21 protein-coding genes are annotated in these 19,843 nt (G+C 72.0%); 13 read left to right on the forward strand and 8 right to left on the reverse strand.

The window, feature by feature from the left end:
• Positions 1-5: 5 nt before the first annotated feature.
• The 4 genes from ACIP9D_RS20710 (at position 6) to ACIP9D_RS20725 (ending at position 5,438) form a co-directional block, all read left to right on the forward strand.
• Positions 6-1,544 (forward strand): sugar ABC transporter ATP-binding protein, encoded by a 1,539-nt coding sequence (locus ACIP9D_RS20710; RefSeq protein ID WP_350875877.1) that lies wholly within the window; start codon positions 6-8, stop codon positions 1,542-1,544.
• Entirely contained in the window at positions 1,541-2,602 is a 1,062-nt protein-coding gene (locus tag ACIP9D_RS20715; RefSeq protein ID WP_350875875.1) for an ABC transporter permease, read from the forward strand. Before ACIP9D_RS20710 ends, ACIP9D_RS20715 begins: the two co-directional genes overlap by 4 nt.
• Positions 2,603-2,624: 22 nt before the next feature.
• Entirely contained in the window at positions 2,625-3,629 is a 1,005-nt protein-coding gene (locus ACIP9D_RS20720) for a substrate-binding domain-containing protein (RefSeq protein WP_350875873.1), read from the forward strand.
• A gap of 117 nt (positions 3,630-3,746) precedes the next feature.
• Positions 3,747-5,438: a glycoside hydrolase gene (locus tag ACIP9D_RS20725; protein WP_350875870.1), complete on the forward strand. Its 1,692-nt coding sequence runs from the start codon at positions 3,747-3,749 to the stop codon at positions 5,436-5,438.
• A 186-nt stretch (positions 5,439-5,624) separates the two neighbouring features.
• Here the strand turns inward: ACIP9D_RS20725 and ACIP9D_RS20730 are convergent, their stop codons facing one another.
• Together ACIP9D_RS20730 and ACIP9D_RS20735 are read right to left on the reverse strand one after the other, a co-directional pair.
• The gene (locus tag ACIP9D_RS20730; RefSeq protein ID WP_350875868.1) at positions 5,625-5,858 is read right to left on the reverse strand and encodes a DUF1737 domain-containing protein; all 234 of its coding nucleotides are present in this window, start codon (positions 5,856-5,858) and stop codon (positions 5,625-5,627) included.
• A gap of 236 nt (positions 5,859-6,094) precedes the next feature.
• On the reverse strand, positions 6,095-6,556 hold the full coding sequence (locus ACIP9D_RS20735; protein ID WP_350875866.1) for a hypothetical protein: 462 nt from the start codon (positions 6,554-6,556) through the stop codon (positions 6,095-6,097).
• A 237-nt stretch (positions 6,557-6,793) separates the two neighbouring features.
• Between ACIP9D_RS20735 and ACIP9D_RS20740 the strand changes: the two genes are divergently transcribed.
• The 5 genes from ACIP9D_RS20740 (at position 6,794) to ACIP9D_RS20760 (ending at position 10,817) form a co-directional block, all read left to right on the forward strand.
• The gene (locus tag ACIP9D_RS20740; RefSeq protein ID WP_350875864.1) at positions 6,794-7,435 is read left to right on the forward strand and encodes a DNA-3-methyladenine glycosylase; all 642 of its coding nucleotides are present in this window, start codon (positions 6,794-6,796) and stop codon (positions 7,433-7,435) included.
• Between the two features lie 110 nt (positions 7,436-7,545).
• A complete protein-coding gene (locus ACIP9D_RS20745; protein ID WP_350875862.1) occupies positions 7,546-8,631 on the forward strand; it encodes an exo-alpha-sialidase in 1,086 nt (361 codons plus the stop codon).
• Complete coding sequence (locus ACIP9D_RS20750) at positions 8,632-8,907, forward strand: MoaD/ThiS family protein (protein WP_350875860.1); 276 nt, start codon at positions 8,632-8,634, stop codon at positions 8,905-8,907. It begins immediately after the preceding gene.
• 150 nt (positions 8,908-9,057) lie between these two features.
• Positions 9,058-10,197 carry an LLM class flavin-dependent oxidoreductase gene (locus ACIP9D_RS20755; RefSeq protein WP_350875858.1) on the forward strand — a complete coding sequence of 380 codons (1,140 nt, stop codon included), beginning with the start codon at positions 9,058-9,060 and terminating at the stop codon, positions 10,195-10,197.
• A complete protein-coding gene (locus ACIP9D_RS20760) occupies positions 10,194-10,817 on the forward strand; it encodes an FMN reductase (RefSeq protein ID WP_350875857.1) in 624 nt (207 codons plus the stop codon). Before ACIP9D_RS20755 ends, ACIP9D_RS20760 begins: the two co-directional genes overlap by 4 nt.
• A gap of 189 nt (positions 10,818-11,006) precedes the next feature.
• Here ACIP9D_RS20760 and ACIP9D_RS20765 read toward each other — a convergent pair whose 3' ends face one another.
• Together ACIP9D_RS20765 and ACIP9D_RS20770 are read right to left on the reverse strand one after the other, a co-directional pair.
• Entirely contained in the window at positions 11,007-11,864 is an 858-nt protein-coding gene (locus tag ACIP9D_RS20765) for a universal stress protein (protein WP_350875855.1), read from the reverse strand.
• 169 nt (positions 11,865-12,033) lie between these two features.
• Complete coding sequence (locus ACIP9D_RS20770; RefSeq protein ID WP_350875853.1) at positions 12,034-12,270, reverse strand: hypothetical protein; 237 nt, start codon at positions 12,268-12,270, stop codon at positions 12,034-12,036.
• 419 nt (positions 12,271-12,689) lie between these two features.
• Here ACIP9D_RS20770 and ACIP9D_RS20775 point away from each other — a divergent pair, with 419 nt between their 5' ends.
• The 3 genes from ACIP9D_RS20775 (at position 12,690) to ACIP9D_RS20785 (ending at position 15,354) form a co-directional block, all read left to right on the forward strand.
• Entirely contained in the window at positions 12,690-13,169 is a 480-nt protein-coding gene (locus ACIP9D_RS20775) for a GNAT family N-acetyltransferase (protein WP_350875851.1), read from the forward strand.
• A 57-nt stretch (positions 13,170-13,226) separates the two neighbouring features.
• Positions 13,227-13,883 carry a hypothetical protein gene (locus ACIP9D_RS20780; protein ID WP_350875849.1) on the forward strand — a complete coding sequence of 219 codons (657 nt, stop codon included), beginning with the start codon at positions 13,227-13,229 and terminating at the stop codon, positions 13,881-13,883.
• Between the two features lie 136 nt (positions 13,884-14,019).
• The gene (locus tag ACIP9D_RS20785) at positions 14,020-15,354 is read left to right on the forward strand and encodes a hemolysin family protein (RefSeq protein WP_350875847.1); all 1,335 of its coding nucleotides are present in this window, start codon (positions 14,020-14,022) and stop codon (positions 15,352-15,354) included.
• Between the two features lie 16 nt (positions 15,355-15,370).
• Here the strand turns inward: ACIP9D_RS20785 and ACIP9D_RS20790 are convergent, their stop codons facing one another.
• The 4 genes from ACIP9D_RS20790 to ACIP9D_RS20805 form a co-directional block, all read right to left on the reverse strand.
• Positions 15,371-15,685 (reverse strand): PRC-barrel domain-containing protein, encoded by a 315-nt coding sequence (locus ACIP9D_RS20790; protein ID WP_350875845.1) that lies wholly within the window; start codon positions 15,683-15,685, stop codon positions 15,371-15,373.
• Positions 15,672-16,052, reverse strand: a complete 381-nt coding sequence (locus ACIP9D_RS20795; RefSeq protein WP_350875843.1) for a PRC-barrel domain-containing protein — start codon at positions 16,050-16,052, stop codon at positions 15,672-15,674. Before ACIP9D_RS20795 ends, ACIP9D_RS20790 begins: the two co-directional genes overlap by 14 nt.
• Positions 16,049-17,275, reverse strand: coding sequence for a divalent metal cation transporter (locus ACIP9D_RS20800; RefSeq protein ID WP_350875842.1), 1,227 nt, complete (start codon positions 17,273-17,275; stop codon positions 16,049-16,051). The genes ACIP9D_RS20795 and ACIP9D_RS20800 overlap by 4 nt, the downstream gene beginning before the upstream one ends.
• A gap of 137 nt (positions 17,276-17,412) precedes the next feature.
• Positions 17,413-17,826 carry a PaaI family thioesterase gene (locus ACIP9D_RS20805; protein ID WP_350875840.1) on the reverse strand — a complete coding sequence of 138 codons (414 nt, stop codon included), beginning with the start codon at positions 17,824-17,826 and terminating at the stop codon, positions 17,413-17,415.
• A 78-nt stretch (positions 17,827-17,904) separates the two neighbouring features.
• Here ACIP9D_RS20805 and tyrS point away from each other — a divergent pair, with 78 nt between their 5' ends.
• Complete coding sequence (tyrS, locus tag ACIP9D_RS20810; RefSeq protein ID WP_350875838.1) at positions 17,905-19,191, forward strand: tyrosine--tRNA ligase; 1,287 nt, start codon at positions 17,905-17,907, stop codon at positions 19,189-19,191.
• Positions 19,192-19,843: the final 652 nt, after the last annotated feature.

Consider the following 19,843-nt stretch of genomic DNA (forward strand, 5'->3'; position numbering starts at 1 on the left):
GCCGTATGACAGATCGGCCGCTGGTCCGGATGACCGGCATCGGCAAGCGGTTCGGCGGTGTGCACGCCTGCCGCGACATCGACCTCACCGTCACCGCCGGTGAGGTGCACGCGCTGCTCGGCGAGAACGGGGCCGGCAAGTCCACGTTGATCAACATTCTCTCCGGCGTGATCACCGAGCACGACGGCACGATCGAGGTGGACGGGGAGCCGGTGAGCTTCGCCGGCCCGGCCGACGCCCAACGCGCCGGTATCGCCACCATCCACCAGGAGCTGGACCTGGTGGCGGGGCTGTCCATCGCGGAGAACATGTTCCTCGGGCGGGAGCCCCGCACCCGCCTCGGCACCGTCGACATCCGGGAGATGCGCCGGCAGGCCACGGCGCACCTGCGGACGCTCGGCGCCGACCTGGACCCGCGCCGGCTCGTGGGATCGCTGCGCGTCGGCGAGCAGCAACTGGTCGAGATCGGTCGGGCCCTCTCGCTGCGCGCGCGAGTACTGATCATGGACGAACCCACCGCGGCGCTGGCCGACGCCGAGGTCGAGCGGCTGTTCACGACGATCACCGAGCTGCGCCGCGCCGGAGTCGGCATCGTCTACATCTCGCACCGGATGGCGGAGATCGAGGTCATCGCCGACCGGGTGACGGTGCTGCGCAACGGCGGCGTCGCCGGCACCGTCGACCCCCGGGTCGCCTCCCGGGACGACATCATCCAGCTCATGGTCGGCCGCTCGGTCGACGCGCTCTTCGGCGAGGGCCGCAACGAACCCGGTGAAGTGCTGCTCGACGTACGCGGGCTCACCGTGACACCCCGCCGCCCGGTGCCCGGGCGGACGGCACCGGCCGGCGTCGATCTCACGGTGCGCTCCGGAGAGATCGTCGGCCTCGCCGGTCTGATGGGCGCCGGGCGTACCGAACTGCTGGAGACGTTGTTCGGCGCGGGCGGCTCCGGCCGGCACAGCGGCCAGGTGACGATCGACGACCGGCCCTACCGCCCCGGCAGCCCGCGGGCGGCCCTGGCGCGCGGGGTGGCGTTCGTCCCCGAGGATCGGCGCGGCGCGGGGCTCATGCTGGAGCACTCCGTGGCGGACAACATCGCGCTCGCGGCGCTGTCGACGCTGACCACCCTCGGGCTGGTACGCCGCCCGCTGCTACGCCGGACGGTGGCCGAACAGCTCAGCGCCCTGGCGGTGAAGGCGGCGTCACCGTCGATCGCCGTGGCCACGCTCTCCGGCGGCAACCAGCAGAAGATCGTGTTCGCCAAGCAACTGCTGAGGCGACCGCGACTGCTCCTGCTGGACGAGCCGACCCGGGGGGTGGACATCGGCGCCAAGGCCGAGATCTACCGCCTGCTGCACCGGCTCGCCGACTCCGGAATGGCGATCCTGCTCGCCTCGTCGGAGCTGCCGGAGCTGCTGAGCCTCTGTGACCGGGTGGTCGTGCTGCACCGCGGTCGCACCGTGGCCGTGCTGCCCCGCGCCCGCGCCACCCAACAAGCCATCCTCGCCGCCGCCAACGGGGACGACGTCAAGGAGCCTCGATGAATTCGCCCAACCCCACACTCGCCGAATCGCCGCCGGAGACACCGCCCCGCCGCCGGACGATCCGACTGCCGAAGGACCGGCAGGCGATCGTCGACAACTTCTTTCGATTCCAGAGCCTGTTCGGGCTGGTCGCGGTCTTCCTGATCGCGATCGCCGTGTCGCCGTCGCGCAACGGCGAGAACGTCTTCCTCAGCTCCGGAAACCTCGCCAACATCGTCCGGGCGGTGTCGGAGATCGGCATCATCGCCGTGGGGATGACGTTCGTGATCCTGATCGGCGGCATCGACCTCTCCGTCGGGGCGGTGCTCGGGCTCGCCGCGGTCGGGTCGGCCACGTTGATGGTCGACAGCGGCATGGGCATCGTGCCGACGGTCCTGATCGTGCTCTTCATCGGCACCGCCTTCGGGGCCACCCAGGGCGCGATCGTCGCCCGGCTCGGTATCCAGTCCTTCATCGTCACCCTGGCCGGCCTGCAGGCGGCTCGGGGCATCGCCCGAATGTGGTCCGGCGGGCTGGGCGTCCCGATCGCCTACGGCGACGGGCCGCAGGAGGCTCCCGAGGCGTTCTCGCTGCTGAGCGGTTCGATCAACGGGGTGCTGCCGGTACCGGCCCTGCTCTTCCTCGCCATCGGGGTCGGCGCGCTCCTGGTGCTGCGCAGCACCGCCTTCGCGCGGCACGTGTACGCGATCGGCGGCAACGAGAAGGCCGCCCGGCTCTCCGGCGTGCCCGTGCGGCGCGTCCGGGTCACCGTCTTCGCGATCTCCGGCCTGCTCGCCGCCCTGGCCGGGATCATCCACGCCGGCCAGCTCAACCAGGGCAGCCCGAACGACGGTGCCGGCTACGAACTGGACGCGATCGCGGCCGTGGTCATCGGCGGGACGAGTCTCGCCGGTGGCAGTGGATCCATGGGCGGCACGATCGCCGGCGCCCTGCTGCTCGGGATCCTGAACAACATCCTCGCCCTCAACAACATCGACGCGAACGTGCAGCTGGTCGTCAAGGGACTGGTCATCGTTGCCGCCGCCGCGTTGCAACGCCTCCGCCCCCGCATCGCCTGAATCCCACCACCCTGGAGGAAACATGCGCTACACCCGAAGAGTCATCACGATCGTCGCGCTGACCGTGCTCGCCGCCACCGCGGGGTGCAGCGTCGAGAAGGACGGCGGCGACAGCGGCACCGACGCCTCGGCCAACTGTGGCAGCGGCAAGGAGTTCCTGATCGGCATGTCGCAGGCCAACAACGCCGAGCCGTACCGACAGGTCATGAACGACGACGTGACCACCGCGGCGAAGGCCGTGCCCGGGTTCGAGGTCGTCGTCTCGGACGCGGCCCAGGACAACAGCAAACAGGTCGCCGACGTGGAGAACTTCCTCTCCCAGCAGATCAACCTGCTGATCATCTCGCCGAACGAGGCGAAGCCGCTCACCGGCGTGGTGAAGAAGGCGTACGACCAGGGCATCCCGGTCATCGTGCTCGACCGCAAGGTCGAGGGTGACGCGTACACCGCCTTCATCGGCGGCGACAACGTGGCCATCGGCAAGGCGGCGGGCGAGTACTACGCCAAGACGCTGCTGCCGCAGGGCGGCAAGGTCGTCGAGATTGCCGGGCTGCCCGGCTCCACCCCGGCCGCCGAGCGCGCCCAGGGCTTCCGGGAGGGCATCGCGAGCAACCCGAAGATCGAAATCGTGGCCACCCAGACCGCCGAGTGGCTGCGGGAGAAGGGGCAGAGCGTCATGGACGCGATGCTCAAGGCCCACCCCGACATCGACGCCGTGTACGCGCACAACGACCCGATGGCGGAGGGCGCCTATCTCGCGGCGAAGGCCGCCGGCAAGGAGACGGCGATCAAGTTCACCGGCATCGACGCGCTGCCGGTGGCGTCCGGCGGCATCAAGGCGGTCGAGCAGGGTCGTCTGCAGGCGACGTTCCAGTACGCGACCGGCGGACGCGAGGCGATCGACCTGGCCAAGAAGATCCTGGTCGACTGCGCGAAGGACGTGCCGAAGTCGACCACCCTCGGCACGCTGCAGATCACCAAGGACAACGCTGCCCAGGCCTACACCGAGCTCGGCGGCAAGCAGTAGCAGTCCCCGGGTGCGGGCCCGCCGCAGAGGCGGGCGGGCCCGCGCCGGCCAACGAGCGGCGAATCAGCCACCGGGAAACCGCCACCGCGAACCCGCACCGAGCCCTGGAGGAAAGCGATGTCCCGAACACCGTCCCGCGTTGGCCGGCTGGCCGCGCTGTTCGCCCTCGCCCTGAGCCTGGTCGCGACACCGGTCGCGGCCCGGGCGGCCGACCCGGCCGCGATCGACAACCAGCCGTACGAGAACCGCTCGACCGTGGTCGGCGCCGGTGACTTCGTGCCCGTCTACGACCCGAGCGTGGGGGAGGACGAGCGCTGGTACTACAACGACCACACCATGGTGCGCGACCGCAAGACGGGACAGTGGCACATCTTCGCGATCACCCACGCCGAGCCCGCCAACCCGCTGGACGAGCGGTTCTTCGGCCACGCCACGGCACCGTCCCCGCGCGGACCCTGGACGAAGCAGCCCTTCGCGCTGGAGGCCGACCCGGCCGCCGGCGAGAGCCACATCTGGGCGCCGTACGTCCTGTTCCACGGCGGCACCTACTACATGTACTACGCGGGCGGCACCGCCGACCACACGGCCTACCGCATGCAGCTGGCCACGTCGAAGGATCTGAAGACCTGGACCCGGCACCCGGCGAACCCCCTGTTCACCGACGGCTTCGACGGCCGGGACCCGATGGTCACCCGGGTCGGCGACCAGTGGGTGATGTACTACACCGCCAACAGCACACCGGCCGGTGGCCACCACATCGTCGCCTACCGCACCAGCAGGGACCTGGTGCACTGGGGCGCCCGGCAGACGGCCTTCGAACACCCGGCCACCGGCACGTTCGGCGGGCCGACCGAGTCGCCGTTCGTGGTGCGCCACGGCGGGTCGTGGTACCTCTTCGTCTGCTGCGAGAGCGGATACCAGGACACCCGCGTGTACCGCAGCGCCGACCCCTTCCACTTCACCGTCGACCAGCTGGCGGGGCAGATCAACGCGCACGCCGCCGAGGTGGTCAAGGACGACTCCGGCACCGGCGACTGGTACGTCACCGGCGCCGGCTGGGGTCAGGGAGGACTCTGGCTGGCACCGCTGCACTGGCGCACGCCGGTGGTCACGAAGGGCCGAATCGTCACCACCCCCTACTACCAGGCGGTCGTGCAGACAGCACCCCGGGCGCGGCTGGTCTCCTACGGCGCGGATCCCGCCGGACGTGGCGAGTACCGACCAGTCACGGACTCGTCGTTCCGCTCCACGGCGCCCTACCTCGCGGTCGGAGCCTTCGGGCCGACAGACGTGGCGGGTGCCGCCAGGGACGTGACCGTCTCCGCCGACGGCACCGACATGAGCCTCAACGGCATACCCCTCGGCGACGAGCCGGTGACCGTCGACTGGCGGTTCCGATTCGACCCGGCCACCACGGACCTCACCTTCGTCTGGCACGTGGCCGGCCCGACCAGCGCGCCGGTCTGGGAAGCCGCGTGGAGTCTGGACTCGGCCCTGCCGCGGCTCGGCGACCCCGGCCAGCAGGACAGGGACGGCGACGCCGCGGGTTTCACCCGTTGGACACTCGCCACCGACGACACGACCACGCTGGCGGCCGCCTACCGCGCCGGCTCGGCCTGGAGCGAGGACAACCGATGGTTCCACCGACCCGGCGGAACCATCGCGTGGCAGCCGCTGTGGCAGCCCGGCGGACGATCGTTGCCGCTCGGCGACCTTCCCGGAGGCACCTGGCGGCTCGGGGTGAGCGGGACCGCTGCCAACACGTCGTTTGCCGAGGCGCTGGCGACAGCCCTCAACGGATCGCGGTAGCGCTCGGCTCGTCTGCCGATGTTCGCGGTGTCGCGCGCGGACCAGGTTGGGCCTGCTGAGGACCGTCTTCAGCAGGCCCAACCGAACCAGCCTGACCCGCCACCCGGGGCGGCAGCTTCCGATGGCGCTCAGCCCCGGCCGGTCACGACCACGTGGGCGTCGGCGATGCGGTCGCGCGACCAGCCTTCATCCGCCCACCACACAGGACGCCGGGCGGTCCGGCTGAGGCGCGTGTTCGGCCCGCGCCCACACCAGGGCCTGAGCAACGATGACCCGTTCACCGTTGAAGGTGATGGCTGGGTCGCCGTGGAGGCGGAACCCGAGGTCGAGCATCTCCGTGACCCTGCGGCAGAAGCTCTCATCGTCGGGCCCGGTCAGTAACCGGTAACGCGGCAAGCCATTCGGCGGTGCACTTGTCATGCGTCAGGTCCTCGATCCTGCTCGTCCTTCAAGATCTCACTGAACATAGATCACGGTCGGCTCCACTCTCCGTGGTGGTCGGGCTCAACGTCGGAGACCGCGGCGAAGCCGAGGGTGAGCTCGGCCCGACCCTCGGGTGAGCGCCTGGCCGAACTGGCCGCTGACACCGGCTTTCCCCAGCGGGGTACAGGGCGGCGGCGCCCCGGAGAGCCGAGACGCCGCCAGTCACCCCCGGATCAGAGCGCGAGGTCGAACCGGTGCTCGTCGGTCAGCGAGTTGCACAGCGCGTCGCAGGAGTTGCCGGTGACCGTGCCGAAGGCCACCCCCGGGGCGTACGGCCGGTCGATCGGGGTCACCGCGATGCGGATCCGCTGGGTCGTCCCGTCGCAGGCGACCTTCCGGGTGGTCGTCCCGGTGCGCACCGTGTCGCCGATCGCCTGGGCGACCTTCACGGTCAGGTCGACCTGGGTGGGCTGCGAGCAGGTCAGCGTGATCGGCACGTGGACCGCCGCTCCGTTGGCGTCGATCTTCGCCGCGCCACCGAGCGACACGGCGGTCAGCGGGGCGCCGTCGGAGAGGGCCACGGCCCGCTGCTGCGGCGAGGTGGTGGCGCTGGCCGAGGGAGCGTAGGCCAGGGTCGCGCCGGCGGCGATCAGGCCGATGACGATCAGGGGCAGGCGGAACGGGCGTACCTTCATGGTCGGTCCCTTTCGGTGTGACTTCGGCCGGCGGCGGGTGCCCCGGAGCGCGCCGCCGTGTTGCGGCGACGGCGGTTACACCCCCGCGGCGGCGCCCGGGTTTCGTGACCCGGAATGGCGAACGGATGAACGGTTCCTGTCCGGCAGGTGCTCCCGTGGGCGTGCCTGACCGCCCCCGGTGGTCGCGAGAATCGCCCGGCGCGGGGCGGACCGACGACGGCTGGGTACCGTCGGCGCATGGACGCTCTCCCGCAGGGCCGCGCCGACACCGACGGCCTCGCCGCGCTGGCGGCGCTGCTCGCCGGCCCGGTGGTGCCGGCCGCCCGAGGGCTGCTCGGCTGCTTGCTCTCCGCCGGCGGGGTCACGGTGCGGATCACCGAGGTCGAGGCGTACGCCGGTACCGCCGGTGACCCGGCCTCGCACGCCCACCGGGGCCGAACCGCGCGGAACACGGTGATGTTCGGCCCGGCCGGGCACGCCTACGTCTACTTCACCTACGGCATGCACTGGTGCATGAACGTCGTCACCGGGCCGGACGGTGAGGCCTCGGCGGTGCTGCTGCGCGCCGGCGAGGTGGTCGACGGCCTCGACGTGGCCCGGGCCCGGCGCACCGCCGTACGCCGGGATCTGGACCTCGCGCGTGGACCGGCCCGGCTCTGCGCGGCCCTGGGCATCGACCGGACGGTGTACGGGCGGTACCTGCTCGGCGACGGCCCGGTCCGGCTGCGGCCGGGTGCCGCGCCGGTGCCCCCGGCGGCGGTGGCCGCCGGCCCGCGGGTCGGGGTGACCGGGGCGCACGACGTCCCGTGGCGGTTCTGGATCGAGGGCGACCCGACGGTGAGCGCCTACCGCCGCCACACGCCGCGCACCCGGCGCTGACGCTCGATCGTCCGGGGATTTCCCGGCCCGCCGGGGCGGGCGCTGTCGTTCTGTCGGTGGGTGTGGCCATAATCACGCCGACACGACGCCCGAGGATCGGAGGACGGCACATGTCCACCCTGCTCGCCATCGGCACCGGTAAGGGGCTCTTCCTCGCCACCAGCACGGACGGCCGGCGCAACTGGCAGGTCAGCGGCCCACACTTCCCGATGACCGGTGTCTACGCGGTCGCGATCGACAAGCGGCGGTCCACGCCCCGCCTGCTCGCCGGGATGACCAGCTCGCACTTCGGCCCGAGCGTGGCCACCAGCGACGATCTCGGCGCCTCCTGGCAGGAGCCGGAGCAGCCGCCGGTCGCGTTTCCGGCCGACACCGGGGCGAGCCTGGACCGGGTCTGGCAGCTCACCCCGGCCGGGCCGGACCAGCCCGATGTCGTCTGGGCCGGCACCCAGCCGTCCGCGCTGTTCCGTTCCGACGACGGCGGGGTCAGCTACCAGCTGGTCCGAGGGCTCTGGGACCACCCGCACCGCGAGCAGTGGGGTGCCGGCTTCGGCGGGCAGGCGGTGCACACCGTGCTGCCGCACCCGAGCGATGCCGACCAGGTCGTGGTCGCCATGTCCACCGGCGGCGTCTACCGCACCGACGACGGCGGCCAGACCTGGGCGCCCGGCAACACCGGCATCCGCGCCTACTTCCTGCCCGACGAGTGGCCCGAGTTCGGCCAGTGCGTGCACAAGGTCGTCCGTGACGCCGGTGATCCGGAGCGGCTCTACGCGCAGAACCACCACGGGGTCTACCGGTCCGACGACGGTGGGCACACCTGGGCGTCGATCGCCGAGGGCCTGCCCAGCGACTTCGGGTTCCCGATCGTGTCGCTGCCCGGCCGGCCCGACACGGTCTTCACCTTTCCGCTGGCCGCCGACGGCGAGCGGTGGCCGGTCGGGCACCACTGCCGGGTCTACCGTTCCGCCGACGCCGGGCAGAGCTGGCAGCCGCTGAGCGCGGGCCTGCCCGAGGCGCCCTTCTATCCGTCCGTGCTGCGCGACGCGATGTGCACCGACGACGCCGAGCCCGGCGGGGTCTATCTCGGCACCCGCTCCGGCGAGGTCTACGCGAGCCGCGACGAGGGCGAGTCGTGGGCGCTGGTCGCCGCGCACCTGCCGGACGTGCTCTGCGTCCGGGCAGCGGAGGTCTGAGTGGTCACCGTGCTGCTGCCCGGCCCGCTACGCGGCGAGGCGGGTGGGGCCGGCCGGCTGACCGTTGCGGTCGCCGGTTCGCTGCGGGTGGTGCTCGACGAGCTGGCCGTGTCCTGGCCCCGGCTGGCCCGCCGGATCCGTGACGAGCGCGGCGAGCTGCGCCGCTACGTCAACGTCTACGTCGACGGGGAGGACTGCCGGCACGTCGGCGGGCTCGAGGCCCCGGTGCCCGACGGCGCCGAGGTCCAGGTGCTGCCCTCGGTCGCGGGCGGCTGAACCCGGCGCGCACCGTCCCCGCCCGCCTGGGGCAAGCTGTGACCGCTGTCACCCCCGAGGTGCTTGCCGCTGAAATTTTTGACGCGTCAAATATGTTTTCGGATGCGTCCGGGTCCACCACGGCCCCGGCAGACATCCCGAGGAGCGGTCATGCAGTTCGGAGTCTTCACCGTCGGCGACGTCACGGTCGACCCGACCACCGGTCGGGAGCCGACCGAGCATGAGCGGATCAAGGCGATGGTGACCATCGCGCTCAAGGCCGAAGAGGTCGGCCTCGACGTCTTCGCCACCGGCGAGCACCACAACCCGCCGTTCGTACCCTCGTCGCCCACCACCATGCTGGGCTACATCGCCGCGCGTACGTCCCGGCTGCTGCTCTCGACCGCGACCACCCTGATCACCACCAACGACCCGGTGAAGATCGCCGAGGACTACGCGATGCTGCAGCACCTGGCCGACGGCCGGGTCGACCTGATGATGGGGCGTGGCAACACCGGGCCGGTCTACCCCTGGTTCGGCCAGGACATCCGCAACGGGATCCCGCTGGCCATCGAGAACTACGACCTGCTGCACCGACTGTGGCGGGAGGACGTGGTGGACTGGAAGGGCCGGTTCCGTACCCCGTTGCAGTCGTTCACCTCGACCCCGCGGCCGCTCGACGGCGTCCCGCCGTTCGTCTGGCACGGCTCGATCCGCAGCCCCGAGATCGCCGAGCAGGCCGCGTACTACGGTGACGGCTTCTTCGCCAACCACATCTTCTGGCCCAAGGAGCACACCCAGCGGATGATCCAGCTCTACCGGCAGCGCTTCGCGCACTACGGCCACGGCTCCGCCGACCAGGCCATCGTCGGCCTCGGCGGCCAGGTGTTCATGCGCAGGAACTCGCAGGACGCGGTCCGGGAGTTCCGGCCGTACTTCGACAACGCCCCGGTGTACGGGCACGGGCCGTCGATGGAGGAGTTCACCTCGCAGACCCCGCTGACCGTTGGCAGTCCGCAGCAGGTCATCGACCGCACCCTCGGCTTCCGCGAGTACGTCGGCGACTACCAGCGCCAGCTCTTCCTGATGGACCACGCCGGGTTGCCGCTCAAGACCGTGCTGGAGCAGCTCGACCTGCTCGGCGAGGAGGTCGTGCCGGTGCTGCGCAAGGAGTTCGACGCGCTGCGTCCCGCGCACGTGCCGGCGGCGCCGACCCACGCCTCGCTGGTCGCCGCGGCGGGCGGTGCCAAGGACAGCACCGTGCACGCCGTCGACGACGTGACCGGTAAGGCGCCCGAGGTGAACCGATGACCCAGCGCATCCTCGCCGTGGTGTCGGCCGGGCTCAGCCAGCCGTCGTCCACCCGGCTACTCGCCGACCAGCTCGCCGCGGCCACCCGCGACGAGCTGGCCCGGCGGGGCGACGCCGTCGAGCTCCGCCCGGTCGACCTGCGCGAGCACGCCCACGACGTGGTCAACCACCTGCTCACCGGCTTCCCGTCGGCCCCGCTGAAAGAGGTGCTCGACACGGTCACCGGCGCGGACGGGTTGATCGCGGTCACCCCGATCTTCAACGCCTCCTACAACGGGCTGTTCAAGTCCTTCTTCGACCTGGTCGAGGCCGACGCGCTGATCGGCCGGCCGGTGCTGGCCGGCGCCACCGGCGGCACCGCCCGGCACTCGCTCGCGCTGGAGCACGCGGTCCGGCCGATGTTCAGCCACCTGCGCGCGGTGATGGTGCCCACCGCCGTCTTCGCCGCGCCGGAGGACTGGTCCGGCGGCGCGGCCGACGGCGCACTGCGGGCCCGGATCAGCCGGGCCGCCGCCGAACTGGCCGACGAGATGCACCGCCGGCCGCCGTCGGCCGGCCCGGTCGACCCGTTCGCCCTCACCACCTCGTTCGAGGAACTGCTCGGCCGCTCCGACCGCTGACCGCCCCGACCGCCGGCCGGGCCCGCTGGCCCGGCCCGCGGGGCGTTGCCGGGCCGGCGGTTTAGCGGTGTTGCCGGGCCGGCGGTTTAGCGGTGTTGCGGGGCCGGCGGTTTAGCGGTGTTGCCGGGCCGGCGGGTGGTTCTAGCGGGCGTTGCCGGGCCGGCGGGCGCTGCCGGGCCGGCGGGCGGGTCAGCGGGCGTGGCCGTGCGGGTGAGCGATCAACACGGGGCAGTGCGCGTGCTGCACCAGCGCCTGGCTGACCGAGCCGAGCAGCAGCCCGGCGAACCCGCCCCGGCCCCGCGATCCGACCACCACCAGGGCCGCCTCGCCGCTCGCCTCGACCAGCGCCGCCGCCGCGTCGGCGGTGTCCAACACCCGCTGCGTCACGGCCAGGCCCGGATGACTGCCCTGCACGTCAGCCGCTGCCGTGAGGAGCGGCTGGTCGGCCCCCGCCGGCACCTCGTCCGGGCCGGCGTGGCCGCGGCCCGTCCGGATGTGCACCAGGACCAGCTCCGCCTGCCGGCGCGCCGCCTCGTCGGCGGCCTGCCGGACGGCCAGCTCGGCGAGCTCGGACCCGTCCACGCCGACCAGCACCGCGCCGTCGACCGGGGCGGGCGCCTCGGCGGGGCGTACCACCAGCACCGGGCAGCGCGCGTGCGCGGAGACCTGGGTGCCGACCGAGCCGAGCAGCAGCCCGGCGAAGCCACCGTGGCCCCGGCTGCCCACCACCACCAGCTCCGCCCGCCCGGACTCCTCGACCAGGCTCGCGCCCGGCCCACCGGCCACCTGGCGGAACTCCACGGTGACGCCCGGCCAGCGTCCGGTCAGCTCGGCGGCGGTCCGCTCCAGCATCTGCTGGCCCTCGTCGCTCGGCTCCGGCAGCCCCAGGTCGTACGGGTTCAGCGGCACGCCGGACCCGAGCGGGTGCAGGTAGCCGTGCACCAGGTGCAGGGGAAGCGAGCGCAGCGCGGCGGCCCAAGCGGCATGCTCGGCCGCCACCAGACTCGACGGTGATCCGTCCACTCCCACGACGACGGCTCGGTTCATCTGCCCTCCCACACCTAGACCCGGCAATTCTCAACCCACCACCCCCCACCCACCCCCATTTCCCCACCCCCGCCCGTGTCGATCATGCAGTTGTGGTGCCCGTTGCCTCCGGCTATGCCGGTTCTGTGAGGCACCACAACTGCATGATCGCGGGAGGTGGGAGGGGAGGTTATCCGCGGGTGGGTGGCGGTTGGGCGGGTTGGCGGTGCACGAGCAACTCGTCGACCTCCAGGCGGCCGATGCGCAGGTCCCGGATGACCGCCCGGCGGATCGTGAGTCGTCCGATTGCCAGTACCGCCACCGCGGCGGCCCCGCCCGCCAGCGCCGAAACCGCCAGCGATCCGAGGGCGGCCGCCCCCACGGCCCGGGCACCGACGGCGAGGGCGCCGACCGAGGTCGCGCCCACGGCCCGGCGTCCGGATAACGGCGCCGGCCGTCGGGATGGTCCGCTACGTATCCGTCTCATCCGCTCATTCTCCGCCCGTTCAACGCGCGGCGCGCCGCATCAACCGCCGCCGCCCGCGCCGTGCGGGCCTCCGTACCGTGCCGGGTTCCGCGCCGTGCCGGGCTCCGCCCTCCCGCCGCCCTCGCGGTGCGGTGGCCCGGTCCCGCGCCGTGCCGGGCTCCGTGCCGTGCCGGGTTCCGCGCTCCCGCCGCCCTCGCGGTGCGGTGACCCGGTCCCGCGCCGTGCCGGGCTCCGTGCCGTGCCGGGTTCCACGCTCCCGCCGCCCCGTGGCCCGGTCCGCGCCCGCCCCCTGCCGCGCTGGCTCGGCTTCGGTTGCGGGTCCGACGCCCGATGTCGGTGGTCGGACCTATCCTCGGGCCGTGACCGCTGACCTGCGCCTGCGTCCCGTGCGCGACGACGACCTACCGGAGTTCTACCGCAATCAGCTGGACCCGGAGGCGATCCGGATGGCGGCGTTCACCCCCGACGACCCGGCCGACCGGCAGGCCTTCGCCGACCACTGGCAGCGCGTCCGCACCGACCCGGCGATCGTGTCCCGGACGGTCACCGTCGACGGCCAGGTGGTCGGCTACGTGCTCGCCTTCCCGGTCGGCGAGCGGACCGAGGTCAGCTACTGGATCGACCGGCGGCAGTGGGGCCGGGGCTACGCCACCCGCGCGCTGGGCGCGCTGCTGGCCGAGCTGCCGCAGCGTCCGCTGCACGCCCGGGCCGCCAAGGACAACCTCGGCTCGCTCGCGGTGCTGCGCAAGTGTGGTTTCGTCATCCGCGGGGAGGATCACGGCTACGCCGCCGGTCGCGGCCACGACGTGCAGGAGTACGTGCTGGAGCTGCCCGCCTGAGTCGGGCCGCCGGCGCGCGCGGGCCGGGCTGGCCAGCGCGGGGACTACCCTTGCGGGGTGAACTGGCTGGAACTCGTCGGCTGGGTCGGCTCCGTGGTGCTGGTCTGGTCCCTGCTGCAGACCCGCATCCTCCGGTTGCGCGCCCTGAACCTGCTCGGTTGTCTGATCCTGATCGGCTACAACGGCGCCGTGCAGGTCTGGCCGATGGTCGGGTTGAACATCGTGCTGGCCGTGATCAACGTCTGGTACCTGCGGAAGATGCTCGCCACCCGGCACGACGAGGCGACCTACCAGGTGGTCGAGGTCGGCGTCCACGACCAGTTCCTGGCCCACACGCTGCGGGTGCACGCCGCCGATATCGCCCGGTTCAATCCCGGCTTCGAGTGGCCGGTGCAGCAGCGGTCGACGTCCGAGGATGACCGCTCCGCGTTCCTGGTGGTCCGCGCCGACGAGGTGGTCGGGGTGGTGCTCGCGCACGCCGAGGCGCGCGGCGTCGCGCAGATCGACCTGGACTACGTCACCAAGCGGTTCCGCGACTTCACCCCGGGGGAGTTCGTCTACCGGCGCAGCAGCCTCTTCACCGACCGGGGCTTCCGCCGGGTGGTCAGCCCGCCCGGCATGGTCGCCCCCTACTACCACCGGCTCGGCTTCCACCGCGAGGGCGACGGGTACGTGCTCGACCTGCCGGAGCCGGCGGTCGCCTCGCCGGCCTGATAGTCGGCTCACCCGGACGGTGGACGGAGGGTTCACCCCCCGGGGAGTTGGGCACTGATGCGCGTACGCCGGCCGGGGCCTCCGGGCGGCGGCGCCGGTGCCGTCCGGCGTGCCTCGGGTGAGGGAGAGAGCCGGCGTGCAGAGCTACTGGGGCCAACTGGCCTTGGTCGGAGTCCTGGTGGTCCTCAACGCCGCTTTCGCCGGCAGCGAGATGGCGCTGGTCTCGCTGCGGGACAGCCAGGTGCAGCGGCTGGAACGTGCCAGCCGCGCCGGCCGGGTGCTGGCCCGCCTGGCGACCGACCCGAACCGGTTCCTGGCCACCATCCAGATCGGTATCACCCTGGCCGGTTTCCTCGCCTCGGCCGCCGCCGCGGTGTCCCTGGCCAAGCCGCTCGTGCCGCTGCTGGGCGGGCTCGGTGACGCGGCCGAGCCGGTCGCCATCGTCGTGGTGACCCTGGCGCTGACCTTCGTCACCCTGGTCTTCGGCGAGCTGGCCCCGAAGCGGATCGCCATGCAGTCGGCCGAGCGCTGGGCGCTGCTGGTCGCCCGCCCGCTGGACCTGCTCGCCAGCCTCACCCGCCCGGCGGTCTGGGCCCTCGGCGCCACCAGTGACATGGTCGTCCGCCTGGTCGGGCTGGACCCGAACCCGCAGCGCGACGAGATCAGCCCGGACGAACTGCGGGACATCGTCTCGGGCAACCACGGGTTCACCAAGGAGCAGCAGACCATCATCGCCGGTGCGGTGGAGATCGCCGACCGGCGGCTGCGCGCGGTGCTGGTGCCCCGGTTGCAGGTCTTCTGTCTGGACAGCGGGACGACCGCGGAGGCGGCCCGCCTGGTGCTGGCGGCCACCGGGCACTCCCGGGCCCCGGTGGTCCGCCACGGCGGGCTGGACGACGCGGTCGGCGTGATCCACCTGCGGGACCTGGTCGGGGTGCCGGACGACCGGTCGGTCGACGAGTGTGCCCGGCCGCCGATGCTGCTGCCCGACTCGCTGCCGGTGGTGGACGCGCTGCGCCAGTTCAAGGCCGAACGCCAGCACATCGCGCTGGTGGTCGACGAACGTGGCGCGGTCGACGGCATCGTCACCCTCGAGGACATCCTGGAGGAGATCGTCGGCGAGATCTACGACGAGACCGACCGCGACGTGCGTTCGGTGCGTACCGAACCGGACGGGGCGCTGCGGCTGCCCGGCACCTTCCCGGTGCACGACCTGCCGGACATCGGCGTCACGCTGCCGGGCCGGCCGGACGGCGACTACACCACGATCGCCGGCCTGGTGCTCGCCTGCCTCGGGCACATCCCGACCGTGCCGGGGGAGGACGTCACCGTCGACGGTTGGCAGCTGGAGGTCGCCCGGATCGACCACCGGGCCATCACCGAGGTCCGGCTGCGCCGCCGCCCCGAACCGCCCGCCGACGCCGACGCCGAGCCCGACGCCGAGCCTGCCCTCGACCAGGCGCGCGGCTGACCGGCCTCCGGCCCGATCAGCTTCCCGGCGGAGGGCCGGTGGGGAAGTCGGGCACCGGCGGGTCGAGCCGGACCTGGTCGAGCGGCACCAGCCAGGTGCTGCGGGCCAGCCGCCGCGCCACCAGCCGGATCACCCACGGCCCGGACGGATGCCGCTCGGGCCCGATGAACCGGCCACTGACCCGGCCGTACCAGTGGCCGCCGACGACCACGTCGGTGAGCCGGAGCCGGCCGTCGGGAAACCCACCCCGCACCACCAGGTCCACCACCTGGCCGAGCCGCCGGCCGTGCCGGTCGTACGCCGTCCGGCCGAGCAGCTCACCCGCTCGCATGGCCCGACCCGGGGATGCGGTCGATCACATGCCGGCGCAGCCACTCCTCCACCGGTGACTCGGGCAGCTCGTCGGCCCGGGCGCTCAGCCACACCGCGCTGTCCACCCGGGTGACCAGGTGAAACGGGATCCGCAGTGCGGTCACCGGCCGGTCGGTGACGAACCGCTCGGCCGCCAGGATCAGCAGCCGGCCCAGGCGTCCGCCGACCCTTTCCCCGAGCGCGCCCGGCCCGACCAGCAGGGTGCGCACGTACGGGACCTGGTCGTCGTCCAGGTCGAACTCGATGTCGTCGACCTTGCCGACCAGCCGCCCGTCGACGTCGACGAGCTGGCGGTCCAGCAGCTGCCGCCCGAGCTGGAACCTCACTGCCCCATCCTCGTGGTGATCGCCAGCGGGATCGCGGCGATCGAGGCGGCCACGATGAGCAGCAGAAACACCGCCCCCAGCAGGTTCATGAAGCGTCCGTTGACCCGGTCGCCGAGGTACGTCCGGTCGTTCGCGACGATCAGGATGGGCAGGTACGTCAGCGGCAGTGCGACGGCGCTGACGATCAGCATGTACTCGGTGAGCGTGATCGGGTCGACCGTGCTGAGCAGCACCAGCACCCCGAGCAGGATGCTCACCAGCAGCACCGCGTGGAACCGGGCGGCCTCCCGGGGGCTGACCCGTTTGCCCCACTGCCAGCCGAAGTACTGCGCGGCCGCGTACGCGGCGGAGAGCCCGGTCTCCAGGGCGGCGCCGAAGGTCACCGCGAAGAACGCCAGCGCCGCGACGGCCAGGCCCACCGCACCGAACGCCAGCACCGCCGGCTCCGCCACCTGCTCGAGCCGGTCCACCGACACCCCGGTCGGGTGGAAGACCACCGTCGCGGTGGCGATCAGCGACAACGCGAGGAACCCGCCCATCGGGAACCCGATCAGCACGCTGGAGCGGGCGTCGGCCAGGTCGGCCTCGCTCCACCGCTCCTCGACGCCTCCGGAGGAGAAGAAGACCACCTCGTACGGGCTGACCGTGGAGGCGAAGAGCGCCACCGCGACGAACCAGTAGGCGGCCCAGCCGTATCCGGCCTCGGTCAGGTCCACCACCCCGCGGGCCAGGCCGGCCCAGTCGGTGGGCAGCGCGAACAGCGCGACCGCGAACACCACCAGGGCCAACCCGGCGAGCCCCCACACCCGTTCCATCAACGGGAAGCGCATCCGCCAGAGCACCAGCCAGACCACGAAGCCGGCGATCGGCACCCAGACGAGGTACGGCAGCCCGGAGGCCAACCGCAGCGCGAGCGCCACGCCGCCCAGCTCCGCCGCCAGGGTGAGCACCGTGACCAGGTACGACGCGACCAGATTGAGCAGCGCGATCCGTGCGCCGAGGCGCTCGCGGACCAGGTCGAAGACCGCCCGTCCGGTCACCGCCGCGATCCGTCCGGCCATGTCGGCGTACGCGCAGATGCCGATCACGCCGACCAACAGCACCCAGGAGTGGCTCATCCCGAACCGGGCGCCGGCCTGGCTCGCCGCCACCAGGTCACCGATGTCCACGAAGCCGCCGACGGCGGAGAGGACGCCGAGGGTAGCGGCGAGGACCTTCCTCACGTCGGACCGGCGGCGGGCGGTGTCATCGACGCGACGATAACCGCGTCAACCGCCGCAGTTGTCGCAAATGGGTCAGTCGTCGGGTGTCTCTCCCGGGCTTGGCCGCTATGCCGGGTGGGTGCGTGCTGTGGTGCGGGTCAGGCGGTGGGGGAGAGGTTCTGCAGCCGGACCTGGCCGCGGGCGACGAGCCGGTCCTCGCCGTCGGTGATGACCACCTGCCAGAGCTGCTGGCTGCGCCCGCGATGCACCGGCGTACCGACCGCGGTGAGCTCGCCCTCCCGGACCGCGCGCAGGAAGTCGGTCTGGTTCGCCACGCCGACGACCGTGCCACGATCGGCCAGCCAGAGCGAGGCGCCGACGCTGGCCGCGGTCTCCACCACCGAGCAGTAGACCCCGCCGTGCTGGATGCCGAACGGCTGGTGCAGCTCCGGGCGGACCTGCCACCGGATGACCACCCGGTCGGCGGTCGCCTCGTCGAACTTCAGGCCCAGCAGGGCGACAAAGCCTCCGGTCAGGTCCGGCTTCTCCACGACGAACGCCTCCTCGATCATGAGAGGGCCAGCGTATCCGGCGGTGTTCGGCGAAACCCGGTACGGTCCGGCGCCGGCGATGGGGGAGAATCGGTGACCGTGAGCGACAGCAGCCTCCCGCCGTCCCGGCGGGACTCCCTGACCGATGACCTGCTCTGGCGGGGCCTGATCCAGGACTCGACCGGCCTCGACGAGCTGCGCGAGCTGCTCGACGGCGGGAGCGCCACCTTCTATGTGGGCTTCGACCCGACCGCGCCGAGTCTGCACGTCGGCAACCTCATGCAGGTCGTGATGGGCCGGCGACTTCAGTTGGCCGGGCACCGCCCGCTGCTGCTGGTCGGCGGGGCGACCGGCCAGATCGGCGACCCGAAGGAGAGCGCCGAGCGCACCCTCAACCCGCCCGAGGTGATCGCCGGCTGGGTCCAGCGCATCCGGGACCAGCTCGCCCCCTTCGTCTCGTACACCGGGGAGAACGCGGCCCAGCTGGTCAACAACCTCGACTGGACCGGCGAGATGTCGGTGGTGGAGTTTCTCCGGGACGTGGGCAAGCATTTCCCGGTCAACAAGATGCTCGCCCGCGAGGTGGTCAAGGCCCGACTGGAGACGGGCATCAGCTACACCGAGTTCAGCTACCAGCTACTGCAGGCCAACGACTTCTTCGAGCTGCACCGACGGCACGGCTGTCAGCTTCAGTACGGCGGCTCCGACCAGTGGGGCAACATCACCGCCGGCGTGGACTACATCCGCCGCCGCGGGGCCGGGCCGGTGCAGGCGTTCACCACCCCGCTGGTGACGAAGTCCGACGGCACCAAGTTCGGCAAGAGCGAGACCGGCGCGGTCTGGCTCGACCCGGAGATGACCAGCCCGTACGCGTTCTACCAGTTCTGGGTGAACGCCGATGACCGGGACGTGACCCGCTACCTGCGCTACTTCAGCTTCCGCTCCCGTGAGGAGCTGGAGGAGCTGGAGAAGGCGACCGCGGAGCGTCCGGCGGCGCGGCTGGCGCAGCGGGCACTCGCCGAGGAGCTGACCACTCTCGTGCACGGTGAGCGGGAGATGGCCCAGGCGGTGGCCGCGAGCCAGGCGCTCTTCGGCCGGGGGTCGCTCGACGAGCTGAGCCTGGCCACGTTGCGGGCCGCGCTCACCGAGGCCGGGCTGGTGCAGCTCACCGAGCTGCCCGACGTGGCCGGCCTGCTCCGGGACTCCGGGCTGGTGCCGAGCATGAAGGAGGCGCGGCGGGTGATCGCCGAGGGCGGCGCGTACGTGAACAACAACCGGGTGACCGAGGTCGACGCGACCGTCTCTCCGAGCGACCTGCTGCACGACCGGTACCTGGTGCTGCGCCGTGGCAAGCGGTCGTTCGCCGGGGTTGAGCTGCGGCAATAGTCGTACGTCGACGGTGTGACGCGGGACGCGCCCGGTGGATTTGACGATCAATCCGCCGGGCGCGTAACTTTCTCTCTGCCAGCGCGGAACGGACGAAACAGGGCGAAAGTCCTGATAGGCCGGAGCGCGGGAATGACCACCGGGCGAGACGTGTTGTCGTCCATCGGAAGCCGAGGGCTCCGGCAGCTGCCGGGAATGACTTCGGAGTCGGATGGGTTGTAACCCTTCAGAACCCGGTACCGGGTGGTGCCCCAACTTCGCCGCGAGGCGGATTTGGCGAGGCGGAACCGACCGGGTAAGGTTCACAGCCGGCAGGGCGCCGGGCGAGTTCGCGGGAAACCGCGGCGGCCGGTCTGCCGGACCCCGTTACGAGAGCGGCGAAAGCCGGTCGAGTCGCGGTGCCCGCAAAAGGGTTCGAAGCACGACAAGCCGCAACACAGCGGTTTGACACGGCAGAAACCAGCGGGTAACGTAGTAAAAGTGCCCGGCGCGGGAGCGGCGGGGACGGTGAACGGAATTGCCCCGGATGGGGGCCTCCTGGTGGGGGTTCTTCTGATGGTGTGTGGTTGTTCTTTGAGAACTCAACAGGGTGCTTGATAAGCCAGTGCCAATTATGATTTATACCCCGGACTGGTCGAATCTTTAGGTTTGG

The organism is Micromonospora sp. NPDC093243 (assembly GCF_044753725.1).
Classification (GTDB): domain Bacteria; phylum Actinomycetota; class Actinomycetes; order Mycobacteriales; family Micromonosporaceae; genus Micromonospora.

Bases quoted from the DNA above. Each gene is read 5' to 3' on its own strand.
- ACIP9D_RS20725 (WP_350875870.1), top strand. From the start codon at position 3,747: ATGTCCCGAACACCGTCCCGCGTTGGCCGGCTGGCCGCGCTGTTCGCC.
- ACIP9D_RS20740 (WP_350875864.1), top strand. From the start codon at position 6,794: ATGGACGCTCTCCCGCAGGGCCGCGCCGACACCGACGGCCTCGCCGCG.
- ACIP9D_RS20755 (WP_350875858.1), top strand. From the start codon at position 9,058: ATGCAGTTCGGAGTCTTCACCGTCGGCGACGTCACGGTCGACCCGACC.
- ACIP9D_RS20710 (WP_350875877.1), top strand. From the start codon at position 6: ATGACAGATCGGCCGCTGGTCCGGATGACCGGCATCGGCAAGCGGTTC.
- ACIP9D_RS20760 (WP_350875857.1), top strand. From the start codon at position 10,194: ATGACCCAGCGCATCCTCGCCGTGGTGTCGGCCGGGCTCAGCCAGCCG.
- ACIP9D_RS20735 (WP_350875866.1), bottom strand. From the start codon at position 6,556: ATGAAGGTACGCCCGTTCCGCCTGCCCCTGATCGTCATCGGCCTGATC.
- ACIP9D_RS20765 (WP_350875855.1), bottom strand. From the start codon at position 11,864: ATGAACCGAGCCGTCGTCGTGGGAGTGGACGGATCACCGTCGAGTCTG.
- ACIP9D_RS20805 (WP_350875840.1), bottom strand. From the start codon at position 17,826: ATGATCGAGGAGGCGTTCGTCGTGGAGAAGCCGGACCTGACCGGAGGC.
- ACIP9D_RS20720 (WP_350875873.1), top strand. From the start codon at position 2,625: ATGCGCTACACCCGAAGAGTCATCACGATCGTCGCGCTGACCGTGCTC.
- ACIP9D_RS20730 (WP_350875868.1), bottom strand. From the start codon at position 5,858: ATGACAAGTGCACCGCCGAATGGCTTGCCGCGTTACCGGTTACTGACC.
- ACIP9D_RS20715 (WP_350875875.1), top strand. From the start codon at position 1,541: ATGAATTCGCCCAACCCCACACTCGCCGAATCGCCGCCGGAGACACCG.
- ACIP9D_RS20745 (WP_350875862.1), top strand. From the start codon at position 7,546: ATGTCCACCCTGCTCGCCATCGGCACCGGTAAGGGGCTCTTCCTCGCC.
- ACIP9D_RS20790 (WP_350875845.1), bottom strand. From the start codon at position 15,685: ATGCGAGCGGGTGAGCTGCTCGGCCGGACGGCGTACGACCGGCACGGC.